This is a genomic window from Larkinella sp. (assembly GCF_965227735.1).
In the GTDB taxonomy this organism is placed as follows: Bacteria; Bacteroidota; Bacteroidia; order Cytophagales; family Spirosomataceae; genus Larkinella.
Genome location: NZ_OZ245776.1, coordinates 4,305,747 through 4,328,901 on the forward strand (window position 1 = coordinate 4,305,747; position 23,155 = coordinate 4,328,901).

Genomic DNA, 23,155 nt, shown 5'->3' on the forward strand with positions numbered 1-23,155 from the left:
CACAAACCCATGACGTTACGCGAAATCCTGAACATCGTTTTCCTGTTTGTGTTGTACCTGGCTCTCCAGATTCTAATTGTGCGGAATCTGGTGCTGTTCGATGTGGCGTTTTGCTTTGTTTACGTGGCCTGCATTTTGTTACTGCCTTCCGAAATGAGTCTGTCGGCTACGTTGCTGACGGCTTTTGGGGTCGGAATCATCGTCGATACGTTTTACAACACGTTGGGGATGCACGCGGCCGCAACCGTATTGATGGCTTATGTTCGACCGGCGGTAGTGCGGTTTCAGGCGGCCCAGCGAGGCTTTGATAGCCGGATTGTCTTTTCGATTCACGAAATGGGTTCGCGCAATTTCTTTTATTACGTCCTGATGCTGACGTTCATCCACCACTTCGCGCTCTTCCTGATCGAAGCTAATAACGTCCTCCTTTTTCTGCCAGCTATGGTGAAAATTGTCGCCAGTACGGTATTTACCTCCGTCACCATCATGCTGGTGCAGTATTTTTCGCGAAATTAATTCTCGGGCTTCTGGGTCATTATAGTATGGTCTGTCTGCAAAAATTAAGACAATGATTCAAAGTTATTGGATAACCGAGCTACATTTTGCCCCGGTAGGGGCTCAACAGCGCAGCGTCGGTAGTTCAAGAATTCCGACCTGCTCCCGCGTGCCGTGAGGTACGCGACCCTTGGATTGCTGCGATCGTTGCTTGCCTGACGGCACGCGAAAGAATAGAATACCCTATCTACTACCGACGCTACGCTGTTCAATCCCTACGGGATAAATAACTCCGATAGTTCTATTCTTCATTCGGCTTTTCATGGAGATGGACCGAAATCCTATTCGATAGCGATAAATTCCTATATTACGGCTTTTTTTCAGCATCACTCCTAAAATCAGCCGAATTTCAGCCCCTTATGCCCACTTACATAGCCGCCATCGACCAGGGTACCACCAGCACCCGTTGCATCGTTTTTGATCGCCAGGGCAACATCGTCTCCATCGGACAGAAGGAACATTCCCAGATTTATCCGCAACCCGGCTGGGTAGAACACGATCCGGAAGAAATCTGGCGCAACACGCAGGAGGTCATCGCACGGGCCCGCATCAATGCCCAGATTCAGGCCAGCGACATTGCCGCCGTCGGCATCACCAACCAACGCGAAACCACCGTGGTCTGGAACCGGAAAACCGGGAAACCGTATTACAACGCCCTCGTCTGGCAGGACACCCGCACTGGCGATCTGGTGGCCAAATACGCTGAGGAAGCCGGACAGGATCGGTTTCGGGCAGCCACCGGATTACCGATGGCTACCTATTTCAGTAGCCTGAAAATCAAGTGGATATTGGACAATGTGCCGGGTGTGCGTGACGATGCGGAGCGCGGTCTGGCGTTGTTTGGCAACATGGATACGTTCCTGATCTGGCACCTGACGGGCGGGATCTACAACGGCCAGCACATCACCGACGTGACCAACGCCAGCCGGACCCAGTTGATGAACCTGGAAACACTGGAGTGGGACGATGCCTTGCTGGAAGCCTTCGACATTCCGCGGGCGATGCTGCCGCAAATCCGGTCGAGCAGCGAGGTCTACGGCACCGTAACCTCGGAAGTGTTGCCGGGCGTTCCCATCGCCGGGATTCTGGGCGACCAGCAGGCGGCTTTGGTCGGGCAGACGTGCTTTGAACCCGGGCAGGCTAAAAATACCTACGGAACCGGCTGTTTTCTGCTCATGAACACCGGCACCGAACTGCGCCATTCTACCTGTGGTTTGCTCACGACGGTGGCCTACCGGTTTGGCGATCAGCCCGTTCACTACGCACTGGAAGGCAGCGTAGCCATTGCCGGGGCGCTGGTTCAGTGGCTGCGCGATAACCTCGGCCTGATTTCGACCAGCGCCGAGGTGGATACGCTGGCGCGAACCGTCGCCGACAACGGCGGGGCGTATTTCGTTCCGGCTTTTTCGGGCTTGTACGCACCGTACTGGAAGGCCGACGCCCGGGGTGTCATCGCCGGTTTGACGCGGTTTGTTACCAAAGCCCACCTCGCGCGGGCGGTTCTGGAAGCCACGGCTTATCAGACGCTCGATGTGGTGAAGGCGATGGAAAAAGATGCCAGTATCGAACTGAGTTCGTTGCGGGTCGATGGGGGCATGACGGTCAATGAGTTACTGATGCAGTTTCAGGCCGATATGCTTGGGGTGCCGGTAATTCGACCGAAAATGACCGAAACCACGGCCTTGGGCGCGGCCTATGCCGCCGGTCTGGCCGTGGGCTACTGGAGCAGTTTCGACGACCTGCGCCAGAACTGGGGCGTCGACCGAACCTTCGAGCCCCAGATGGACGAAGCCGATCAGCAACGGTTTTATCGCGGTTGGCAAAAAGCCGTTGAACGCTCGTTTGGCTGGGAAAATTAACCGGTCTTCCTGTAGTCGCTGAATTAATTCGGTGACTACAGGAGGGCGGAGACCATACTCCTGCGTATTTTTGCAGCCGTACACTCCGTACACGTACGTAAACCGGCTATGACGCATACGCTCATTCTTAAAAAACCACTGGCTTTCTTCGATCTGGAAACCACGGGCATCGACCCGATGAAAGACCGGATTGTTGAAATCAGTATTGCCAAGGCACTTCCCAACGGCGAAGTGGTCATCAAAACTCAACGCATCAATCCCACGATTCCTATCCCGCTCGAAACCAGTCTGATTCACGGTATTTACGACGAGGATATAAAAGACGAACCGACCTTCAAAACCGTGGCCCGCTCCATGGCCCAGTTTCTGGACGGCTGCGATTTGGGTGGTTATAACTGCAACCGCTTTGATATTCCGCTGCTAGTGGAAGAATTTTTGCGCGCCAATGTCGATTTTGACCTCAAAAACCGACGTCTGATCGACGTCCAGCGGATTTTCCACATGATGGAACCGCGCACGCTGAAAGCCGCCTACAAGTTTTATTGTGGCAAAGACCTGATCAACGCCCACAGCGCGGAAGCCGATACCATTGCTACTTTTGAAGTGCTGGAGTCGATGGTGGTTCGCTACGACGGCGCGATTGTCAACGACGAAAAAGGCAATGAAATCATCATTGGCAACGATGTAGATGTTCTTAACAAGCTGATGCTGAACAACAACGTCGATTTGCGGGGGCACATGGTCTACAACAAAGAAGGAAAGGAAGTGGTCAATTTTGGCAAGCACAAAGGCACGCTGGTGGTGGATGTGCTGCAGAAAGAACCGTCTTTCTACGACTGGATTCTGAAGAGTGAATTTCCGCTCGATACCAAACGGAAACTGACGGAGATCAAACTGCGGATGTTCAACAAACGATGACCGCGGCAGAAAACCGTCCGGTAACCTGTACTCATTCCAAATTCCCAAACCATTTGAGTAAGCGGGAATATTACTTAACTTTGCCGGGTCTTCTCCGCTGCTCACCGAGAACCGGAACAAGGCCTTAACCAGTAGTAATCGAACTTCAGAGTCGTATGCAGCCAACCCAAGTGCCGATTCAAGTACCCGAAGTGATCCAACTGATCGACTTGAAATACTACCTCATCATTAGCACGGCGCTGTTTGTCATCGGCATTATCGGTGTATTGACCCGGCGAAATGCCATCATCATTTTTATGTCGATTGAGCTGATGCTCAACTCCGTCAATCTGATGCTCATTGCTTTCTCATCCTACCGGGCCGATCCTACCGGTCAGGTTTTTGTCTTTTTCATCATGGCAGTTGCTGCGGCCGAAGTAGCCATTGGGCTCGCCATCATCGTGATGATTTACCGCAATACCCGTTCAATTGACGTCGGCTTGCTCAATAAACTCAAGTGGTAATTACCACAATGATGAATGATGAACGATGAATTTTATTCATCACTACGGGACACTCCTGTACATTCATAACTCATAATTCATAATTCCAACAACGCTATAGCTCTAAGAAATGCAGACGGATTTACTGATACTCTTGATTCCGCTGTTGCCTTTAATCGGATTCATTATTAATGGAATTGGTTTTCGGAAGGTGCCCACCAGCCTGGTCGGAATCATCGGCGCTTTAGGTCCCCTGGCCGCTTTTGCCTGTGTTCTGCTGGTGTTCGACGGTTTTACCACCATTTCTGAACTCGGGAATGCCGCCCCCATCCGAACGGTTTTGTTCGACTGGATCACGGTCGGCCACTTCAACATCCCGTTTTCGTTCCAGATCGACCAGCTTTCGCTGATTATGCTGCTGATTGTGACCGGTGTCGGATCGTTGATCCACATTTATTCCATCGGTTATATGAAACACGACGACGGTTACGGAAAGTTTATGGCTTTCCTGAACCTGTTTTTGTTTTTCATGCTCCTGCTGGTGATGGGGTCCAACTACGTCGTCATGTTCATTGGCTGGGAAGGCGTCGGGCTTTGCTCGTACCTGCTCATCGGTTTCTGGAATAAGAATACGAGTTACAACAACGCGGCCCGGAAAGCTTTCGTCATGAACCGCATCGGTGACCTCGGTTTCCTGCTCGGTATTTTCATGATTATGGGCGCGTTCGGCACCGTCGAATACCTCGAAGTGTTCGAACAGGCGGCCGGTTTTCCCGTCAGCGATCCCACGGTTGTGGCCATCACGATGCTGCTGTTTGTCGGAGCGATGGGGAAATCAGCTCAGATTCCGCTCTATACCTGGCTTCCGGACGCTATGGCCGGGCCAACTCCGGTTTCGGCCCTGATCCACGCAGCCACGATGGTAACGGCGGGCATCTACATGGTCGTTCGCTCCAACGTTCTTTACACGTTATCGCCGATTACGCTCGAAATTATGGGCGGCATTGCCATCGCCACGGCTCTGCTGGCTGCTTCGATTGGTCTGGTTCAAAACGACATCAAGAAAGTGCTGGCTTACTCCACAGTGAGTCAGTTGGGTTATATGTTCCTGGGATTGAGCGTGATGGGGTACACCTCCGGCATGTTCCACGTCATGACCCACGCCTTCTTCAAAGCCTTGCTGTTCCTCGGTGCCGGTAGCGTGATCCACGCGATGGCCGATGAACAGGACATCCGGAAAATGGGCGGTTTGCGCAAATACCTGCCGGTTACTTACTGGACCTTCCTGATTGCCACCATTGCCATTTCCGGTATTCCGCCATTCGCCGGTTTCTTCTCGAAAGACGAAATTCTGATGCACGTCTACGAGCACAACAAATTCCTCTGGATTCTCGGCGTGATCGGCTCGGCCATGACGTCCTTCTACATGTTCCGACTGCTGTTCCTGACGTTTTTCGGACGGTTCCGCGGCACAGAACACACCCGCGAACATTTGCATGAATCTCCCGCCACCATGACGGTTCCGTTGCTGGTGCTGGCGGTTTTGTCGGTCATCGGCGGTTTTTTCAACGTGCCGGAAGCCCTGGGCGGCAGTGCCCATCTGGCCGAATTCCTGAACCCTATTTTTGAATTGTCGCACAAAGTCCGGCCCGAAGCATTTAACGAAACCCTGCTGACCCACAGCGAAGAATACATGCTGATGGGTATTTCGTCGGGCGTCGCCATTTTGTCGCTGGTGGTTGCTTACGTTCTGTATATACAGCGGGTTACGATGCCCGAGCCGGATACGGTCGACCGCCCGGTGGTCGAAAAAGTGCTGTATAACAAATATTACATCGACGAACTCTACGAAACCATCATTGTGAAGCCGACCCGTGGGTTGTCGGATGCCTTCTACAGTTTCGGTGAGTTTATCATCGACGGCGTCGTGAACGGCATCGGCTGGGGCGTCAAACAAACGTCGGGGCAGTTGCGGAAAATGCAGACCGGTTCAATCGGTTTCTACCTTTTCGCGATGGTCGTCAGCATTGCCACCATCCTGTGGCTGCGGTTTTTTATCAAGTTTTAGTGCATGGGCGGATTGGTCAACAGTCACTTATCATACAACTAGTAGATGCTTACACTTTCTATTCTGCTCTTTCCGATTCTGGCGGCCCTGCTGGTGCTGGCTGTTGGGGGGAAACAGGCCAAACAAATCGCTTTTCTGGGCGCTCTGGTCGAACTGGGTTTATCGGGTTACGCTTTTTTCAGCTTTGTTCCTGATGCTACGTCGCAATTCGCCTTCGATTATCCGTGGATTGCCGCGGGCAGCATTCGCTTCAGTGCCGGAATCGACGGTGTCAGTCTGTTGCTGGTGGTGCTGACCGGCCTTTTGACTCCCCTGATCATTCTATCGGCTTTTCGCCATGCCTACGAGCGTCCGGCGGTTTTTTACGCGCTGATTCTGTTCATGCAAGCCGCCCTGATGGGGGTTTTCACGGCGCGGGATGCGTTTTTGTTCTACCTGTATTTTGAAGCGGCTCTGATTCCAATTTATTTCCTGGCCGCTTCCTGGGGGGGCGAAAACCGGATCGCGGTCACGTTCAAGTTTTTCGTGTACACCATTTTCGGGAGTCTCTTCATGCTGGTGGCGCTGGTTTATCTGTACTTCAAAACGTCGACTGCAGCCGGTCTGCATTCCTCAGCGATTACGGACCTGTATAACCTGTCGTTGAGCGCAACCGAGCAAACCTGGATTTTCTGGGCCTTCTTCATTGCTTTTGCCATTAAAATGCCGGTGTTCCCTTTTCATACCTGGCAACCCGATACCTACGTCGAATCACCGACACCCGCCACCATGTTGCTGGCCGGTATTATGCTGAAAATGGGCGTTTATGGCGTTATTCGCCTGCTGTTACCCATCGTTCCGGAAGGCGTTAACCTCTGGGGAACCACAGCCATCGTTCTTTCCGTGATCGGCATTGTCTACGGCGCGATCATCGCCATTCGTCAGCGCGACATTAAGCGCCTGATTGCCTATTCATCCTTTTCGCACGTCGGTTTAATGGCCGCCGGGGTTTTCTCGCAGACCTCCTACGGGATTCAGGGCGCGCTGGTGCAGATGCTGGCGCACGGAATCAACGTCGTCGGCATGTTCTTTGTCGCTGATATCATCGCGTCGCGCACCAACACCCGGCTGCTCGATCAGATGGGCGGCATTACCCGATACACGCCGAAACTGACGGTGTATTTCATGATTTTGCTGCTGGGCAGTGTAGCCCTGCCACTGACGAACGGTTTTGTCGGTGAGTTTCTGCTGCTGGCCGGCGTGTTCGAATACAACAATATTCTGGGTGCCATAGCCGGTCTGACCATCATTTTCGGGGCGGTTTACATGCTGCGGTTGTTTCAAAAGGCCATGTTTGGCAAAACCACGGATATAACGACCGGTTTCAAAGACGTTTCCGGAAGCGAAAGCTGGGTGTTCATTCCGCTTTGCATTATGGTTTTCTGGATTGGTCTGGTTCCCAACTCGTTTTTGAAACTGACCGAACCGGCCGTCGCGAATCTGTTACAGTTTATAAAATAAGTACAAGCCGGGCCGCTGGTGCGGTTTGACTTCAAACGATAAAAGATATGCTTTCGATTATACTGCTGTCTGTATTTGGAATCGTACTCTTGTACCTGGGCTTCCTGAAGTCCCGGGCGGTTCTGTTACCGGCGACTTTATTTTTTATCCTGATTGCCCTGGGAGCCGGGTTTCTGGAGTGGAATAAATCGTACCTCTATTTCGGCGATATGCTGCTGGTTAGCAACACGGCGATTTTATTCACGGGCATCGTGCTGGTTTCGGCCTTTATGGTCGTTGCCCTTTCCGGCGATTTTCTGGATGATGAAGCTGCTCAACCCGCTGAATATTACGCTATTCTGTTGTTTTCCATCGTCGGGGCCATCATGATGATCGCCTACGAGAACCTGATTATGCTCTTCGTCGGCGTCGAAATTCTGTCGGTTTCCATGTACGTCCTGACGGGGAGTGACAAAAAGAATCTGCGTTCCAACGAAGCGGCACTGAAGTATTTTCTGATGGGCGCTTTTGCCACCGGCATCATGCTGTTCGGCATGGCGCTGTTGTATGGCGCGTCTGGTTCCTTTACGCTGACGGACATCAAAGGCTACATCGCGCTGGCGCAGGGCCGTCCGTCTTTGTTGCTCTACCTGGGCGTGTTGATGATCTTGATCGGTATGCTGTTCAAAGTTTCGGCGGCTCCGTTTCACTTCTGGACGCCCGACGTGTACGAAGGCGCACCGACTTTGTTTACGGCTTTTATGTCGACGGTCGTCAAAACCGCCGGTTTTGCGGCTTTGCTCCAGTTGCTGTCGGTTGCTTTCGGCGCCATTTACGGTTTCTGGTGGATCACGCTGGCGGCCATTACGGGGCTGACCCTGCTGGTCGGGAACCTGACGGCGGCTTACCAGGACAGCTTTAAACGGATGATGGCCTATTCGAGTATTTCCCACGCGGGTTATCTGCTGATCGGTTTGGCGGCTCTGGGTCAACAATCGAAGCAGGCACTGGTCTTCTATTCATTGGCCTACTCTGTCGCTACCATTGCGGCCTTTGGCATTCTGCTGGTGGTGGCCAAACAGCGCGCTTCCGACGGACGCCCCGACGATACGTACTCGGCTTTCAACGGACTATCACGTCAGAATCCCTTGCTGGCGTTCATTCTGGCCGTTTCCATGTTATCATTGGCCGGTATTCCGCTGACGGCCGGATTCTGGGGCAAATTCATGGTTTTCTCGGCGGCAATCGACAAAGGCATGGTCTGGATTCTGGTGCTGGCGGTTTTGATGTCGGCGGTGGGAATTTATTATTACTTCCGGGTGGTGATCGCCATGTATTTCCGCGAGGGTTCATCAACCTACATTCAGGTGGCTCCGTTCTACCGGTTTGTGTTGATTGCGGCCACGGCCATCACGATCATTCTGGGGCTGGTACCCGGTTTATTTCAGAATATGATGTAGAGTCTGCCAACCGTTGGCTCATAAACTCCTCACCGATACAGGTGTAATTCGGGTAGTTTTTTACCTTTGAGTTCTCAAACAACTAAATCTGCACCAGGTGATCAGTGTGAATAGCAGCCAACCTAAAATCCAGGAAGTAAAAGGGAAAAGCTTTTTTACATTCTTTTTAACGGCGCTTCTAGGAGCAACGGTCAACTTCGTTTCCCAGATCTTCTATCGAAAATTCTTCAATTTCGACACCAGCGTTTTATTGGGCTATCTGACAGCCACGGTGGTCAGTTTTCTCCCCACCAAACACTATGCTTTTTCGGCGCGGGAAACTGGCAACACGGGTCGTGAAGTTGTCAAGTTTCTGGTGATTGCGCTGGTTGCCTGGGGTGTGCAGGTGGGCATGGCGGTCGCAACGCTGAAATGGGTGGCCAATCCGCACTTCCCGACGGTATCGTTATTCTGGCGCGAAAAAAGCTCGCACGTCGTCGGAATGGGATTCAGCTTTCTGGCCAATTATTTCGGGCATAAGCTGTTGACTTTTCGCAGCACCGGCATGTATGACCGATTCAAAGCCCGATCCCGTCGCAGTACAGAATAAATACCATATGTAATGTGATATTTAGAAGCCTATCCTATATTTTACCAGTTGAAAGGCAGGATGTTATTGTATTTTTTGATTTTATGTTAAATTTGGGTCTCAAACCTTAAACGCTCCGAGACGCAATGAAAAAAGTATTCGCACTTCTGTTCGTAGGCAGCATGCTGACCTTCGCAGCCTGCCAAAGCAAACCTAAAACGGAAGAAACGACAACAACAGACAGCACGGCTACAATGTCATCAGACAGCAGCATGATGTCGACCGACAGCGCAACGGCTGCTCCGGCTGACAGCGCGGCTGCCGATACGACGAAGTAATCCGACGATCTGAAAACGAACTGACGGAAAAAGCCTTATCTTTATGATAGGGCTTTTTGTTTTTAGTGGGAATGGAAGTACTTCGTCTATTTGAAAAACACCTGCCGGGTCATGCCGTCACCTATTGCTACGATTTGTGGAAAAACCATCCCTTCACATTTGTTGCGTCGCGTCCCCGGCGTACGAAGCTGGGTGATTTTCGGGCCGAGCCCGGAAAAGGATTGACCATTACCGTCAACAGCGACCTGAATCCCTACGCTTTTCTGATTACTTACCTGCACGAAGTAGCTCATTTGCTGGTCTACCAACGCTACCGCCGGTTTGGGCAGCCGCACGGACCGATCTGGAAAAAAACCTTCCGGGAAGTCATGCAGCCCGTATTGCACGAGTCGGTTTTCCCCAAAACCGTATTGCTTCCGTTGAAACAGTACCTGAGTAATCCGGCGGCTTCGACGGGCGCTCATCCCACGCTCACCCGTTCATTGCGGGAAATGGACGAACAACCCGCCGGAAAACAGTTGCTGGTGGAAATGCCGGAAGGGGAGACGTTTCGTTTTTTGCAGAAAGAATACATCCGGGGCATGAAACGACGAACCCGTGTCGTTTGTACGGAGAAGACTACAGGATTAAGAGTATCGATTTGGGCGCATGTTTGGGTGGAAAAAACGGATTAGATGCGGTTTGGCAGGTTGGCTGCTTGGAATCGGATGGGCTCTGGCTACCCAGGCACAGCCGGTACCGTCCGTGTTGGCAGAGGGGGCGTGGCTGAAAATGGGGATTACCAAAACCGGTATCTACAAACTCGATGCGGCTTTCCTGACGAAATCGGGCATTCCGGTTTCGACCGTCGACCCGCGCACGATCCGGCTTTTTGGCAACGGAGGAGCCGCCTTACCGCAGGCCAACAACAAAACCCGCCCGCGCGATCTGACCGAAAACGCCATTTGGGTAACCGGCGAAACCGATGGCCGTTTCGACGGCAACGACGCCGTCTATTTTTTTGCCGAAAATCCGCACCCCATTTCCTACGATTCTACTTCCCGGCGACTCTCGCACCAGACCAATCCCTACACCGATACGACGTATTATTTTCTGACGTTCGGCCAGAAAACCGGCAAACGCATCGCCACCCAGCCTATGCTGCCGCAAACCGGCACGGTAATCACCGAATTTGACGACTACGCGTTTTACAAAGCGGGCGGGGAAATGACCAACCTGGTTCGGTCGGGCCGGGAGTGGCTGGAATACCTCGGCATCGGAACCGATAAAACCGTTTCGTTCAACCTGCCTGGGATTGTTCCCGGTTCGAGTGCGCTGGTAACCTCCGACGTCGTAGGACGCGCGCTGATCAATACCCAGTTTCAGTTGAAATGGGGGACGCAAACTGTCGGAACCCAGGCCATCGAAAGCGTAACGGATTACCAGTATGACCGGAAAGGCCGTCAAAACCGCCAGACGTTTACCCTGACGCCCGCTTCGCTGGAAAGTCCGGTGAAACTGACACTAACATACGATAAAAATGGACAGGGCTATCTGCAATCGCTGGCGATTCAGACCCGGCGTACCCTTCGCCGGTATGACGAGCCGTTTCTTTTCCGATCGCTGGAATCGGCCCGTTCCGCAACCGTCCGCTACCTTATTCAACAGGCCAATGCCACCATGCAGGTGTGGGATGTGACCAACCGGGAAGGGGCGGTTTCGATGCCCGTCACCATCAATGACAAGCAGGAGGGAAGCCTGTCGGCCGTGGGAAACCGCTTGCGGGAATACCTGGTTTTTTCGCCGGAGCAGGCAAGCACGCCCGAAACCGCCGTTGCGGTTGCCAACCAGAACCTGCAAAGCCGCGAAACGCCCGATCTGCTGATCGTTACCCCGGCAAGCTGGCGAACTCAGGCCGAGCGGCTGGCCGATTTTCGCCGGAAAAACGATCAACTTGATGTACTGGTCGTTAGTTCGCAGGAAGTGCACAACGAATTTGCGTCGGGCCAGCCTGATCCGACAGCCCTGCGGGATTTTGCCCGTTTGCTAAATAACCAGACACCGGGTAAGCTCAAGTACCTGCTGCTGTTTGGCGACGCGACGTTCGATTACAAAAATTACTCGAAGCTGCTGACCCCGGCTCAATTGGCGGCCACGCTGCCAACCTACGAAAGCCGCGAGTCGCTCCACCCGGTTTTGAGCTACAGTTCCGACGACTATTTCGGGTTTCTGGAAACCGCCGAGGGCGCGTGGACGGAAGATTTCTCGGGCGACCATTCGCTGGACATCGGCGTAGGCCGGTTGCCGGTGAAATCCGTCGAGGAAGCCCGGACGATGGTCGATAAGCTGATCCGCTATGCGGCCACGGGCAAACTGCCGGGCGACTGGCAGACGAAAATTTCCTTTGTGGCCGACGATGGCGACCGCGATTTTCCGAACATTCACCAAACCGATGCCGACCGGCTGGCCCAGAAAATAACGACTTTACGACCGCCGTTTCGAACCGAAAAGCTGTATTTGGATAGTTTTGCCCAGGAATCGAGCCCCGGCGGACAGAAGGCTCCGCTCGTGAATCAGGCCATTACGAAAGCGTTGAACGACGGTCGATTGATTGTCAATTATACGGGCCACGGGGGTGAGTCGGGCTGGGCCGAGGAACAGGTGGTGACTTTGCAGGACATTTTGGGCTGGACCAACCAACGGCTCCCGATCTTTGTCACGGCTACCTGCCAGTTTGGTCGCTACGACGATCCGGCACTGACTTCCGGGGCCGAACTGGCCTTGCTGAACCCGCAGGGCGGCAGCATTGCCCTGCTGACGACCGCCCGCCCGGTTTACGCCAGTACGAATTATCTGTTGAACAATGCCTTCTACGACGCCCTCGCCCAAAATACCGCCGACGGTGCGCCCCGGCTGGGTGACTTGATTCGGCTGACCAAAAACGGCAGCCTCAGCGGCAGTCTGAACCGCAATTTTACGCTTCTGGGCGATCCGTCCATGCAACTGGCTTTTCCCACGGCCCAGGCTGTGCTGACCCGCATCAATGGAAAAACCGTCGGAACACAGGCCGACACGCTCCGGGCGCTGGAAACCGTTCGGCTGGAAGGCGAAGTTCAGCAGGGCCGGTCGGTTCTGAATCCATTTAATGGGTACGTCAAAGTGACACTGTTCGACAAAGCGGACACCGTAACGACCAACGGCACTGAGTTCAGTCCGCCGATGAACTATGCCGAATACCGAAGCCCGTTGTATTCCGGTCAGGTGCGCGTTCAGAATGGCAGGTTCGTCTGTCAGTTTGTGATGCCCAAAGATCTGGATTACCGGATCGGTTTGGGGAAATTGTTTCTGTACGCGGTTCGGGCGGACAGTCTGGTTGAAGCCGCCGGGAGTTATGATAATTTATTAATCGGTAGCAGCGTCCCGAATCCGGTGGCCGATACGAAGCCGCCGGTCATCCGTCTGTTTATCAACGATACCACTTTTGTAGACGGTGGAACGGTTTTTGGACCGATTACTACACTGATTGCCAAACTAAATGACGAAAATGGCATCAATATTGCGCGTAACGGTATTGGTCACGAAATAACGGTTGGTCTGAACGACGGGACGCCGGTTGTGGTGAATGCGTATTTTACCCCGAATCTGGATGATTCGCGGGGCGGGACGGTTCAGTATGACTGGCCGAACCTGCCACCGGGTGCGTACACTGTTCGGGTAAAAGCGTGGGATGTTTACAATAATCCGGCGGAAACAACGTTGACTTTTGTAGTTTCCGCACAACCGCCCCTGGTCATTCAGTCGGTTGCTGTAACACCCAACCCATTTCAGGAACAGGCAAACTTCGGTTTGCAACACAATCGGCCCGGCGATGCGTTAGAAAGTACGCTGCTGATCGCCGATTTGAGCGGCCGAACGGTGAGCGAACGAATCGATCAATGTTCCAACTGCAACGCGTCTATTACCGGACTAAGCTGGAACGGAACCATGCCGGGTGGAGCAGCCGTTATACCCGGTTTATATGTATATCGGCTTATTTTGCGTTCGATGTCGGATGGCTCGTTTGCCACGCATTCGGGCAAGTTGCTCTACGTTAGATAGTTATAAAAATATATTCTAATCGTCCTTTTATATTCTATCTTAAACATCGTAAATTTGGCGTTCTTACCCTGGTTACCCAACGAACGCGCTGATTCGGGAGTTAATTAAACCTCTTTTATGACACGTACCTTATCGTCAATTTGTTTACTTGGTTGCCTGACACTTCCTCTTGTTTCGAACGCCCAGGTTAGTGGGGGGTTAATGGGACAGGACACGGTTGCGTACCGGATTCCTCAAATGTCGTTGCCGTTTCTGAACTTCACACCCGACGCCCGCAGTGCCGGGCTGGGCGATGCCGGTGCCGCGCTGGGTGCCGACGCCAATGCGGTTTTCTGGAATCCGGCGAAGCTGGTTTTTGCCGAGAAGAATCAGGGTCTGGCGTTGTCCTATACGCCCTGGCTGCGGAGTATCGGGGTAGACGATATGTATTTTACGTTTTTATCGGGCTACAAAAAAGTGAGTAAGAACGATGTAATCGGGCTTTCGCTGATGTATTTCGATATGGGAACCATCGACTTTACGACCATCCTGGGTCAGCCGGCCGGTTCGTTCAATTCCAGAGAATATGCCGTCACGGCTTCGTATTCCCGCCGGTTGTTTCAAAACTTCTCGATGGGCGTCAACCTGCGCTACATTAACTCAAATCTTTCCGGCAATTACTCGGTCAATGGTGTCTCGCTGAAACCAGCGTCGACAGCAGCTTTCGACATCAGTGCCTTCTACCAGAACGAAGTTCGGGACGACATTACCGGCAAAGGGTTTAAATGGGCTTTCGGCGGGATTATTTCCAACATTGGCGGTAAAGTAACCTACGGTACGTCTACACCGGCACCCATTCCAACCAACCTGAAATTAGGGACGGCCCTGACGTTGTATACCGATAAATTCAACAAATTCAACTTTATTCTTGATCTGAACAAGTTGATGGTACCGACTCCGCCGGTGTATAAAACCGTCAATGGCGTGGTTCAGTATAACGGTGTCAATCCGATTATTGCGCAGGGAAAAGATCCGAACCGGCCAACCCTCAGTTCTATTTTCGGTTCCTTTTCCGATGCACCTGACGGTTTCTCGGAAGAGGTCAAGGAAATCAACATTGCCACGGGGATCGAATACTGGTATAACGAACAGTTCGCTGCCCGCGTTGGCTATTACCACGAGCCTCGCCTGAAAGGTGGTCGGCAATATTTTACGACCGGTTTAGGCATTCGGCTGCAACAGAAATACGGGATTGACTTTGCGTACCTGATTCCGGTTACGCAGGGAAGCCCGCTGGCGCAAACCTTTCGGATTTCGCTGATTATCGACATCGATAAAAAAGCCAAATCGGCCGAAGTGGACGATGCCGATGATAATCTTGAATAAGCGAACCTAATGTCACTTGTAACGATGGCACCCTTCGGGCGTGCCATTCTTTTTTTACCGCCTGAGCATTGCACTTGATTGAACAATGGAAGTTGTAAACCGAACCGAAGCCCCCGAATATAAACGAATTGAAGAGGTCAGGGTGCCAGCCATCGCGACACTGACAATGGACAATGGTCAGCCGCTGTATTGGATCAACGCCGGTCAGCAGCCCGTTACCCGGCTGGAAGTGATCTTCGACGCCGGTGCGTGGTATGAACCGCTGCCGGGCCTGTCGTCGCTGGCGATGAAAATGCTGACGGAAGGGACCCATTCTCACACTTCGGCCCAGATCAGTGAATACTTTGACCGTTACGGGGCTTTTGTTGAGCAACAAAGCGGGACCAACCGCGCCAGTCTGACGGTTTACGGTTTGGCAAAGCACCTACCGGCGCTGTTGCCGATGATTCAGGAAATGCTGATGGAGTCGGTAATTCCGGAAAAAGAACTGAATCACCAGAAAAACATTACGCTGCAAACGCTGCGGGTTAATCTGGAGAAAAACAACTTCGTCGCCAGCCGTCTGATTCGGGAGAAGGTTTTTGGTGCCTATCATCCCTACGGCCATAACCAGACACCGGAAACCCTGGACGCGATTCAGCGGGACGGGGTGGAAGCCTATTACCGGCAACGCATCCGGCAGCGGCCTTTCCGGGTGTTGGTGGCCGGACAGATTACCGAAACCGAGATCGCGTTGATCAACCAATACCTGGGCCATCAGGTCGTTGAATCCGTTCCGGAAACCGCTGATGCGGCCAAAACCGCCCTCAGCGATCCGTCGCCGGGCCTGGTTGACAAACCCGACAGCCTGCAATCGTCGATCCGGCTGGGGCGGTTGTTATTTACCCGCAAACACCCGGATTATTTTCCGACGCTGGTGATGAATGAAGTGCTGGGCGGTTATTTCGGCTCCCGGCTGATGAAAAACATTCGGGAAGAAAAAGGATTCACGTACGGCATCTGGTCGAATCTGGCGATGCACCCCAATGAGGGATCGTTCCTGATCGGAACCGACGTCAAGCGCGAAAATACGCAGGAAACACTCGACGAAATCGGGAAGGAAATCCGGCGGCTGCGTGAGGAACTGGTGCCGGAAAACGAACTGGAAACGGTTCGGAACTACATGGCGGGCTCTTACGTAGGCAATCTCAATACGCCGTTTGAAATCGCCGACCGCTACAAAGCGTTGCTCTTCGACGGTTTACCCGCCGACTATATCTCGACTTACATCGATCACGTTCGAGCCGTCACGGCCGATCAGGTTCTGGAAATGGCCAACCGGTATTTGCCGGACGGGTCGTTGATTGAGGTGGTCGTTGGGGGGAAGTAGTACCCACGGACTTATTGATTCAAACAAAATAACCGCCGGATTCACAGTGGGCTGATAAACATTCACTTCGGCGGTTATTTTGTTTGAATCAGTAAGTCCGTGGGTACTTATTGAATTTCAAACGCCGATAACTCTACAAACTTCGCGACACGCTCGTTGATTTCGTCGGTCGTTAGATTGAAGAGCCGTTCGGCACCGAATTTCTCGACGCAGAACGACGCCATCGCCGAACCGTAAATAATGCCGCGTTTCATGTTGTTGAACGACACATCGCCGGTGCTGGCCAGGTAGCCGATAAAACCGCCCGCAAACGTATCACCCGCACCGGTTGGATCAAAGACTTCTTCGAGGGGCAGCGCGGGCGCAAAAAAGATGTGGCCACCGTGGAACAGCAGCGCGCCGTGTTCGCCTTTCTTGATAATCACGGTTTTGGGTCCCATCGCACCGATTTTGGCAGCCGCTTTCACCAGGGAATATTCGCCGGACAACTGGCGGGCTTCCTCGTCGTTCACCGTCAGCACATCCACCAGTTTGATCACCTCCATCAGGTCGTCCCAGGCGATGTTCATCCAGAAATTCATGGTGTCGAGCATGATCAGTTTCGGGCGGTTGGGAAGCCGTTCGATGACCAGTTTCTGAATAGCCGGAGCGGTGTTGCCCAGCATCAGAAATTCGCAATTGCCGTAGGCTTCGGGAATAACCGGGTCGAACTTTTCCATCACATTCAACTGCACATCGACGGTATCCCGCGTATTCATGTCGTTGTGGTATTTCCCCGACCAGAAAAACGTTTTTTCGCCTTTCCGGATTTCCAGCCCGGTGGTGTCGACGCCGTGGCTCTCGAGGATGTCGATCATCTCCTGCGGAAAATCGTCGCCGACGACGGCTACCAGGTTATTTTCATTCGTAAAATACGATGCTGACAGCGTAATGTACGTGGCGGCTCCTCCGATGATTTTATCGGTTTTGCCAAAAGGCGTTTCCAGCGCATCGAAAGCTACGGAACCAACGGTTAATAAACTCATACTGATTGGATAAATACAGTGTAAACTAACTTGTTGAACGAACAGAAGGCTGACGGCCAGCCCCAGAATGTTGCGAAGATAGGAAAAGTACGCCATTTGCCACTCGTCACAACGTGCTGACTTCCGACGAACATTGTGTAGATTTGTGGTCGAAGAAAACCGTAGGGTCGGATCGACCGATTGAAGAATGACAACACCGACACAGCCGCTCAAGTTATACAATACGCTCACCCGCCGGAAAGACCTGTTTGTACCGATTGCCGCGCCTTATGTGGGCTTGTACGTTTGTGGCCCAACGGTTTATAACTACGTGCATTTGGGTAACGTCCGCACGTTTCTGACCTTCGATACGCTGTTTCGGTATTTGACCCACATCGGCTACAAAGTTCGGTATGTGCGGAACATTACGGACGTGGGCCACCTGGTGGGCGACGGCGACGATGGCGAAGATAAGATCGGGCGGATGGCGAAGCTGGAGAAGATCGAGCCCATGGAAATCGTGCAGCGCTACACGAACGATTTTCATTCGGTAACCGAGTTGTTCAACCTGCTGTCGCCCAGCATCGAACCCACCGCAACGGGCCATATGGTCGAGCAGATCGAAGCCGTCCGGGTGTTGATCGACAAAGGGCTGGCCTACGAATCGAATGGCTCGGTGTATTTCGACATTTTGCAATACAACCAGCAGGGCGGCAGCTACGGAAAATTGTCCGGGCGTATTCTGGAGGATCTGCTGAACGAAACCCGCGATCTGGACGGTCAGTCGGAAAAACGGAATCCGCTGGATTTTGCCCTCTGGAAAAAAGCCGCCCCCGAACACCTGATGCGGTGGCCGTCGCCCTGGAGCAACGGTTTTCCGGGCTGGCATTTGGAGTGTACCTGCATGAGTACCAAATACCTGGGGAAACAGTTTGACATTCACGGGGGCGGAATGGATTTGAAATTTCCGCACCACGAATGCGAAGTAGCACAGGGGCAAAGCATTTACGGCGAAGAACCGGCGCGGTACTGGATGCACTCCAACATGCTGACGGTGAACGGCCAGAAAATGTCGAAGTCGCTGGGAAACTCCTTTCTGCCGTCGGAGCTGGTGACCGGCACGCACCACCTGCTCGAACAACCCTACAGCCCGATGACGGTGCGGTTTTTCATGTTGCAGTCGCATTACCGGAGCACACTCGACTTTTCGAACGAAGCCCTCAAAGCGGCCCAGAAAGGCTACAAACGGCTGGCAAACGGATTGCGGATTGCGAAGACAATGACCTATACCGCAGCCGATGACGTGGCGGTCGATGAGAAAAAACAGCAGGAAATTCGCAAAGCCATTGCCGATTTCTACGGCGCCCTGAACGATGATCTGAACACGGCGGTCGGCATTGCCCAGTTGTTTGCGTTGCTGAAATACGTCAATATGCTGTATGCGAACCAGCTTCAGCCGGCGGCTTTGGGAGAACAAATCTTTACGGAACTGAAAGATTTGTTCATCCAGTTCATGGAAGGCGTTTTGGGACTGACCGAAGAGAAAAGCGAGAGTCAGGTGGTTCTGGACGGTATGCTGACGTTATACCGGGAGTATAAAGACCAGAAGCAATACGATAAAGTGGATCAGGTCCGTTCCTATTTCAAGGCGCAGGGGTTGGTCATCAAAGATATGAAGCACCGGATCGACTGGGCTTACGAAGAGTAGTCAAACCTTATCGGTAAACATGCGCCTAAACAGGAAAATCATTCTCTTTTGGCTGGCTGCGGTGATCACCGTCAGTTCCTGCAAAAGCAAAAAACAGGATCAGCAGGAAAACCAGGCCACCGAAGTTAAAACGGTTACGGCCCCGGCGTTCAATGCCGATTCGGCTTACGCTTACGTTGCAAGACAGGTAGCATTCGGGCCGCGGGTGCCCAATACCGATGCGCACCGGCGTTGTGGAGACTACCTGATTGCCCAACTGAAGCAATTTGGCTGTGAAGTCACGGTGCAGAACTTTACGGCGACGACCTACGACAATCTCAAATTAAACGCCCGCAACATCATCGGCAGCATCAACCCGAATGCGCCCAAACGGATTGTTCTGGCGTCCCACTGGGATTCCCGGCCGTTTGCCGATCAGGACAGTGTGGCCCGGACCAAACCCGTGATTGGCGCCAACGACGGAGCCAGTGGCGTCGGCATTTTGCTCGAAATGGCCCGAACCATTCAGCAATCCGGCACTAAACCCGACGTGGGCATCGATCTGATTTTCTTCGATGCCGAGGACTGGGGCAATTCCGAACTGGCCAAAGACGAATACGGCGGTTTTTGCCTGGGATCGCAGTATTGGGCGGCCAATAAACACAAACCGGGGTATACGGCCTATTACGGCGTTTTGCTGGATATGGTGGGTGCCAAAGGGGCTACGTTCCTGAAAGAAGGCAATTCCATGCAGTATGCGCCCACGGTGGTCAACAAAGTGTGGGAAACCGCCAGCCGCATGGGCTACAACCAGTATTTTGTCGACACGGGCCAATCGGGTCCCGCCATTACGGATGACCACTTGCCAGTGAACAAAGTCGCCAAAATTCCGATGATCGACATTATCCACCTGAAAGTAGAATCCGGTAGTTTCTTCAAAGACTGGCACACGGCCCACGACGATATGGACAACATCGACCGCGGCACACTCAAAGCCGTTGGTCAGGTATTGCTGCAAACGTTATACAATGAACAATGAACCGTTAACCGCGTTTGATTTCAGGAAGGGTCGGCGGTTTTTTCTTCGGCTGTTCATTCTTCCAGTAGTTTTGTTCCTTCTATCAAGCTGCTCCACTCCGCCGGATCAGCTTGGGAAGCTGGATCTGGTCAAATGGCGGACGGATCGGGGTGGTTGCAACGGCGTTAGAGCCACGCTGGTCGATGATTTCAAAACCGTTCGGCAGGAATTGAAAGGGAAATCCTCGAATGAAATTGGCCGGATTCTGGGCCGCCCGGACAGTGAGCAACTGGACGACCGCAATCAGAAATTCTACATTTACTTTCTCGAAAAAGGCGTACACTGCCAGGACCCGAAGGTGAAAACCGACAGCCGCTCGGTGGCGCTGCGAATCAGTGCGATTGGTTTGGTGACGGAGATTACGTTTCAGCGGGGGAGGCCATGATCATCTCCCCGGTTAAAACCGGGGGCTACAATACGATTCTCCCCTATGGGGCTTACCCTGGTTACCCCGCCGACCCTACACATAAAACTTCTTCCGTTCGATAATCTCCCCCACCACGTCCGGCACCAGATACCGAATCGAGCGGTTATTTTTCAGGGAGTCGCGGATGAAGGTGGCGGAGATGTCGAGCAGGGGGGCCTGCACAAACCGTACATTCGGGTGTTGCTCCAGCGGACTGGGTTCGCTGTTCGGGCGCGGATACACATACAGCCCAAAATACTCCAGAATCTGTTCGTGATTCTTCCAGTTGGGAAACTGCGCGAGGTTATCACCGCCGATGATCAGTTTGAACGCATGTTGCGGGTATTTTTCCTGCAGCCGGATCAGCGTGTCGATCGTGAAGCTGGGGCGGGGCATGGAGAATTCGATGTCCGTCGCTTTGAGCTTCGAATTATCAGCAATAGCCCGCTCCACCAGATCGATGCGATCAAACTCGTGGAGCAGGCTTTTGTTCTTTTTAAACGGATTTTGGGGAGAAACCACAAACCAGACCTGTTCGAGATCGGTGGTGGTGGCCATGGTATTGGCGATAATCAGATGGCCAATGTGTACGGGATTGAAAGAGCCGAAGAACAAACCGATTTTCATAAGCAGACCGCGTTCAGACTTACCATCCGGTTCGTATTATACGACAGTGGCTTTTTCCGGAATAATATTCTCGTTCAGGAAATTATCCGTCAGTTTCTGTGCTTTTTCCAGGGTTGTTGTCAGATCGTCGTTCACCAGAATGGCGTCGAACTGATCCTGAAAGCTCATTTCGAAGTGGACCTTAAACAGCCGTTTTGACAGGCTGTCATCGGTTTCGGTTCCGCGGTCCAGCAAACGTTGCTTGAGAGTTTCCTCGTCCGGCACTTTCACAAAAATGGCCAGGGCTTTGTCTCCGTAGTATTTTTTGAGTTTCAACCCGCCCTGAACGTCGACATCGAATAAAACGTGCTTTCCGTTGCTCCAGACGCGCTCGATCTCGGATTTGAGCGTTCCGTAGAAGGCACCGACATACACTTCTTCCCACTCGACGAACTCGTCGTTGTCAATTTTTTCCTTAAAATCTTCGGGAGTCAGAAAGTAATAGTCTTTGCCGTTTTGTTCTGCGCGGCCCCGGCGGTCACGGGTGCAGGCGGAGATCGAAAAACCCAGATTCGGGTTCGTGGCCAATAAGTGCCTGACAATGGTGGTTTTACCTGAACCGGAGGGTGCCGAAAAAATAATCAGTTTGCCGTCCAATGCCGCTTATTTAGTGATTTCGGATCGAATTGCAGCCGCAATCTTGTCGGGACAGCATTTCTTTTCAACTTTACCCTGTAAGGCTTCTTTGATACACTTTTCAAGGTGGTACATATCGATGCACGGTTTGCAGATATCGATATGCTGCTTGAAATGTTCTTTTTCTTCTTCGGTAGCCCCACCGTCCAGAATCGACTGAATCCGTTTCAGGCAATCGGCCTGATGTTCGCAGCTTTCCTTCATGGGGGCGGTCGCCTGCCTACCCTCTACACCAACCGTAGTCGACGAATGCAATGTGCCTGACATTGGAAATGTTTAATTTATTCCAGAAATAGTTCTACAATATATGACTTGACATAACAACCAAGTATCTATCTCAAAAAGTTTCAGTTAGTCATCATTTTTGTTGTAACCCATCGACGCTGCATACTCTTTCAGCTTGTCTTTCAATAGATTCCGGGCACGGTGTAACCGTGAGCGAACCGTTCCAATCGGAATATCCAGAATTTTGGCCATTTCCTCGTACGTGAATCCTTCGATGTCACAGAGGATAATAACCGTCCGGAAATCGACCGGCAGCGAGTTGAGCGCGGAGGCCACTTCGTCACCAATCATGTCCTGCACCGTTTCGAACCGAAGGTCCGTCGTGTGTTCGGTTTCCGATGCTTCGTCAGAATTGTAGGTTGTCTCTACATCCTGATAATCAACCTTCGCAGGCTCTTTACTTTTCTTGCGATAATCGTTGATGAAGCTGTTCTTCAGAATGCGGAACAACCACGCTTTCGCGTTAGTTCCCTGTTCGAAGGAGGAGATAAATCGAAAAGCTTTTAAATAGGTATCCTGCACCAGGTCGTTCGCGTCATCTTCGTCCATCGTCAGGCGGAAGGCAAAGTTGTACATGGAGTCGATGTGGGGCATGAACTCCTTGTTGAAGACCTGGTACTTTTGTTCGTCTGTATACCCTTGGAGTTGCGTATCTGACATAATTTCGGGCATCGTCGTCATAAAATTACAAATGAAAATTAAATGGCATCCATTTTTTTCTCGGGTTCAATACATACGGATGCGTGACAAGTAGCGATGTTTCATAAAATCAAGGGGTTATCACTTGATAAAGACTATTTAACGGATAAGAAAAAATTCAACGGCAATGTTTTAAGAATACTGCAAAAATCAATC

General features: G+C 52.3%; 21 protein-coding genes. 16 read left to right on the forward strand and 5 right to left on the reverse strand.

Translation table 11 applies throughout. From position 1 onward, the window contains the following. The first annotated feature begins 9 nt into the window (after positions 1-9). From ACO064_RS16880 to ACO064_RS16940, 13 genes are all read left to right on the forward strand, one after another. Complete coding sequence (locus ACO064_RS16880) at positions 10-516, forward strand: hypothetical protein (RefSeq protein ID WP_421828426.1); 507 nt, start codon at positions 10-12, stop codon at positions 514-516. Positions 517-914: 398 nt separating this feature from the next. After that, the gene (glpK, locus tag ACO064_RS16885; RefSeq protein ID WP_421828427.1) at positions 915-2,414 is read left to right on the forward strand and encodes a glycerol kinase GlpK; all 1,500 of its coding nucleotides are present in this window, start codon (positions 915-917) and stop codon (positions 2,412-2,414) included. A 108-nt stretch (positions 2,415-2,522) separates the two neighbouring features. After that, positions 2,523-3,332, forward strand: a complete 810-nt coding sequence (locus tag ACO064_RS16890; protein WP_421828428.1) for an exonuclease domain-containing protein — start codon at positions 2,523-2,525, stop codon at positions 3,330-3,332. A 155-nt stretch (positions 3,333-3,487) separates the two neighbouring features. Continuing rightward, a complete protein-coding gene (gene nuoK / locus ACO064_RS16895; RefSeq protein ID WP_114404536.1) occupies positions 3,488-3,835 on the forward strand; it encodes an NADH-quinone oxidoreductase subunit NuoK in 348 nt (115 codons plus the stop codon). Positions 3,836-3,944: 109 nt separating this feature from the next. Next, positions 3,945-5,882, forward strand: a complete 1,938-nt coding sequence (gene nuoL / locus ACO064_RS16900) for an NADH-quinone oxidoreductase subunit L (RefSeq protein WP_114404534.1) — start codon at positions 3,945-3,947, stop codon at positions 5,880-5,882. Positions 5,883-5,927: 45 nt separating this feature from the next. After that, entirely contained in the window at positions 5,928-7,382 is a 1,455-nt protein-coding gene (locus tag ACO064_RS16905) for a complex I subunit 4 family protein (protein WP_421828429.1), read from the forward strand. 47 nt (positions 7,383-7,429) lie between these two features. Continuing rightward, entirely contained in the window at positions 7,430-8,821 is a 1,392-nt protein-coding gene (locus tag ACO064_RS16910; RefSeq protein ID WP_421828430.1) for an NADH-quinone oxidoreductase subunit N, read from the forward strand. A gap of 97 nt (positions 8,822-8,918) precedes the next feature. Further along, on the forward strand, positions 8,919-9,410 hold the full coding sequence (locus tag ACO064_RS16915; protein ID WP_421828431.1) for a GtrA family protein: 492 nt from the start codon (positions 8,919-8,921) through the stop codon (positions 9,408-9,410). Between the two features lie 125 nt (positions 9,411-9,535). Next, the gene (locus tag ACO064_RS16920) at positions 9,536-9,727 is read left to right on the forward strand and encodes a hypothetical protein (protein ID WP_114404530.1); all 192 of its coding nucleotides are present in this window, start codon (positions 9,536-9,538) and stop codon (positions 9,725-9,727) included. Between the two features lie 71 nt (positions 9,728-9,798). Continuing rightward, on the forward strand, positions 9,799-10,401 hold the full coding sequence (locus tag ACO064_RS16925) for a SprT-like domain-containing protein (protein WP_421828432.1): 603 nt from the start codon (positions 9,799-9,801) through the stop codon (positions 10,399-10,401). Between the two features lie 7 nt (positions 10,402-10,408). Then, positions 10,409-13,804, forward strand: a complete 3,396-nt coding sequence (gene porU, locus ACO064_RS16930) for a type IX secretion system sortase PorU (RefSeq protein WP_421828433.1) — start codon at positions 10,409-10,411, stop codon at positions 13,802-13,804. Positions 13,805-13,921: 117 nt separating this feature from the next. After that, the gene (gene porV / locus ACO064_RS16935) at positions 13,922-15,169 is read left to right on the forward strand and encodes a type IX secretion system outer membrane channel protein PorV (protein ID WP_421828434.1); all 1,248 of its coding nucleotides are present in this window, start codon (positions 13,922-13,924) and stop codon (positions 15,167-15,169) included. A gap of 85 nt (positions 15,170-15,254) precedes the next feature. After that, the gene (locus ACO064_RS16940; RefSeq protein ID WP_421828435.1) at positions 15,255-16,538 is read left to right on the forward strand and encodes a M16 family metallopeptidase; all 1,284 of its coding nucleotides are present in this window, start codon (positions 15,255-15,257) and stop codon (positions 16,536-16,538) included. A gap of 107 nt (positions 16,539-16,645) precedes the next feature. Here ACO064_RS16940 and ACO064_RS16945 read toward each other — a convergent pair whose 3' ends face one another. Continuing rightward, the gene (locus tag ACO064_RS16945; RefSeq protein ID WP_421828436.1) at positions 16,646-17,563 is read right to left on the reverse strand and encodes a PfkB family carbohydrate kinase; all 918 of its coding nucleotides are present in this window, start codon (positions 17,561-17,563) and stop codon (positions 16,646-16,648) included. A 187-nt stretch (positions 17,564-17,750) separates the two neighbouring features. Between ACO064_RS16945 and cysS the strand changes: the two genes are divergently transcribed. The 3 genes from cysS (at position 17,751) to ACO064_RS16960 (ending at position 20,692) form a co-directional block, all read left to right on the forward strand. After that, positions 17,751-19,250: a cysteine--tRNA ligase gene (cysS, locus tag ACO064_RS16950; protein ID WP_421828437.1), complete on the forward strand. Its 1,500-nt coding sequence runs from the start codon at positions 17,751-17,753 to the stop codon at positions 19,248-19,250. A gap of 19 nt (positions 19,251-19,269) precedes the next feature. Beyond that, positions 19,270-20,268, forward strand: a complete 999-nt coding sequence (locus tag ACO064_RS16955) for a M28 family peptidase (protein ID WP_421828438.1) — start codon at positions 19,270-19,272, stop codon at positions 20,266-20,268. A 70-nt stretch (positions 20,269-20,338) separates the two neighbouring features. After that, positions 20,339-20,692, forward strand: coding sequence for a hypothetical protein (locus tag ACO064_RS16960; RefSeq protein ID WP_421828439.1), 354 nt, complete (start codon positions 20,339-20,341; stop codon positions 20,690-20,692). 75 nt (positions 20,693-20,767) lie between these two features. On the opposite strand, the gene nadD is transcribed toward ACO064_RS16960, so the two are convergent. The 4 genes from nadD to ACO064_RS16980 form a co-directional block, all read right to left on the reverse strand. After that, positions 20,768-21,340, reverse strand: a complete 573-nt coding sequence (nadD, locus tag ACO064_RS16965; RefSeq protein WP_114404522.1) for a nicotinate (nicotinamide) nucleotide adenylyltransferase — start codon at positions 21,338-21,340, stop codon at positions 20,768-20,770. 36 nt (positions 21,341-21,376) lie between these two features. Next, positions 21,377-21,976 (reverse strand): guanylate kinase, encoded by a 600-nt coding sequence (gene gmk / locus ACO064_RS16970; protein WP_421828440.1) that lies wholly within the window; start codon positions 21,974-21,976, stop codon positions 21,377-21,379. 6 nt (positions 21,977-21,982) lie between these two features. Beyond that, positions 21,983-22,282, reverse strand: coding sequence for a zf-HC2 domain-containing protein (locus ACO064_RS16975; RefSeq protein ID WP_421828441.1), 300 nt, complete (start codon positions 22,280-22,282; stop codon positions 21,983-21,985). Between the two features lie 84 nt (positions 22,283-22,366). Next, entirely contained in the window at positions 22,367-22,981 is a 615-nt protein-coding gene (locus ACO064_RS16980) for a sigma-70 family RNA polymerase sigma factor (RefSeq protein WP_114404520.1), read from the reverse strand. Between the last annotated feature and the right edge of the window lie 174 nt (positions 22,982-23,155).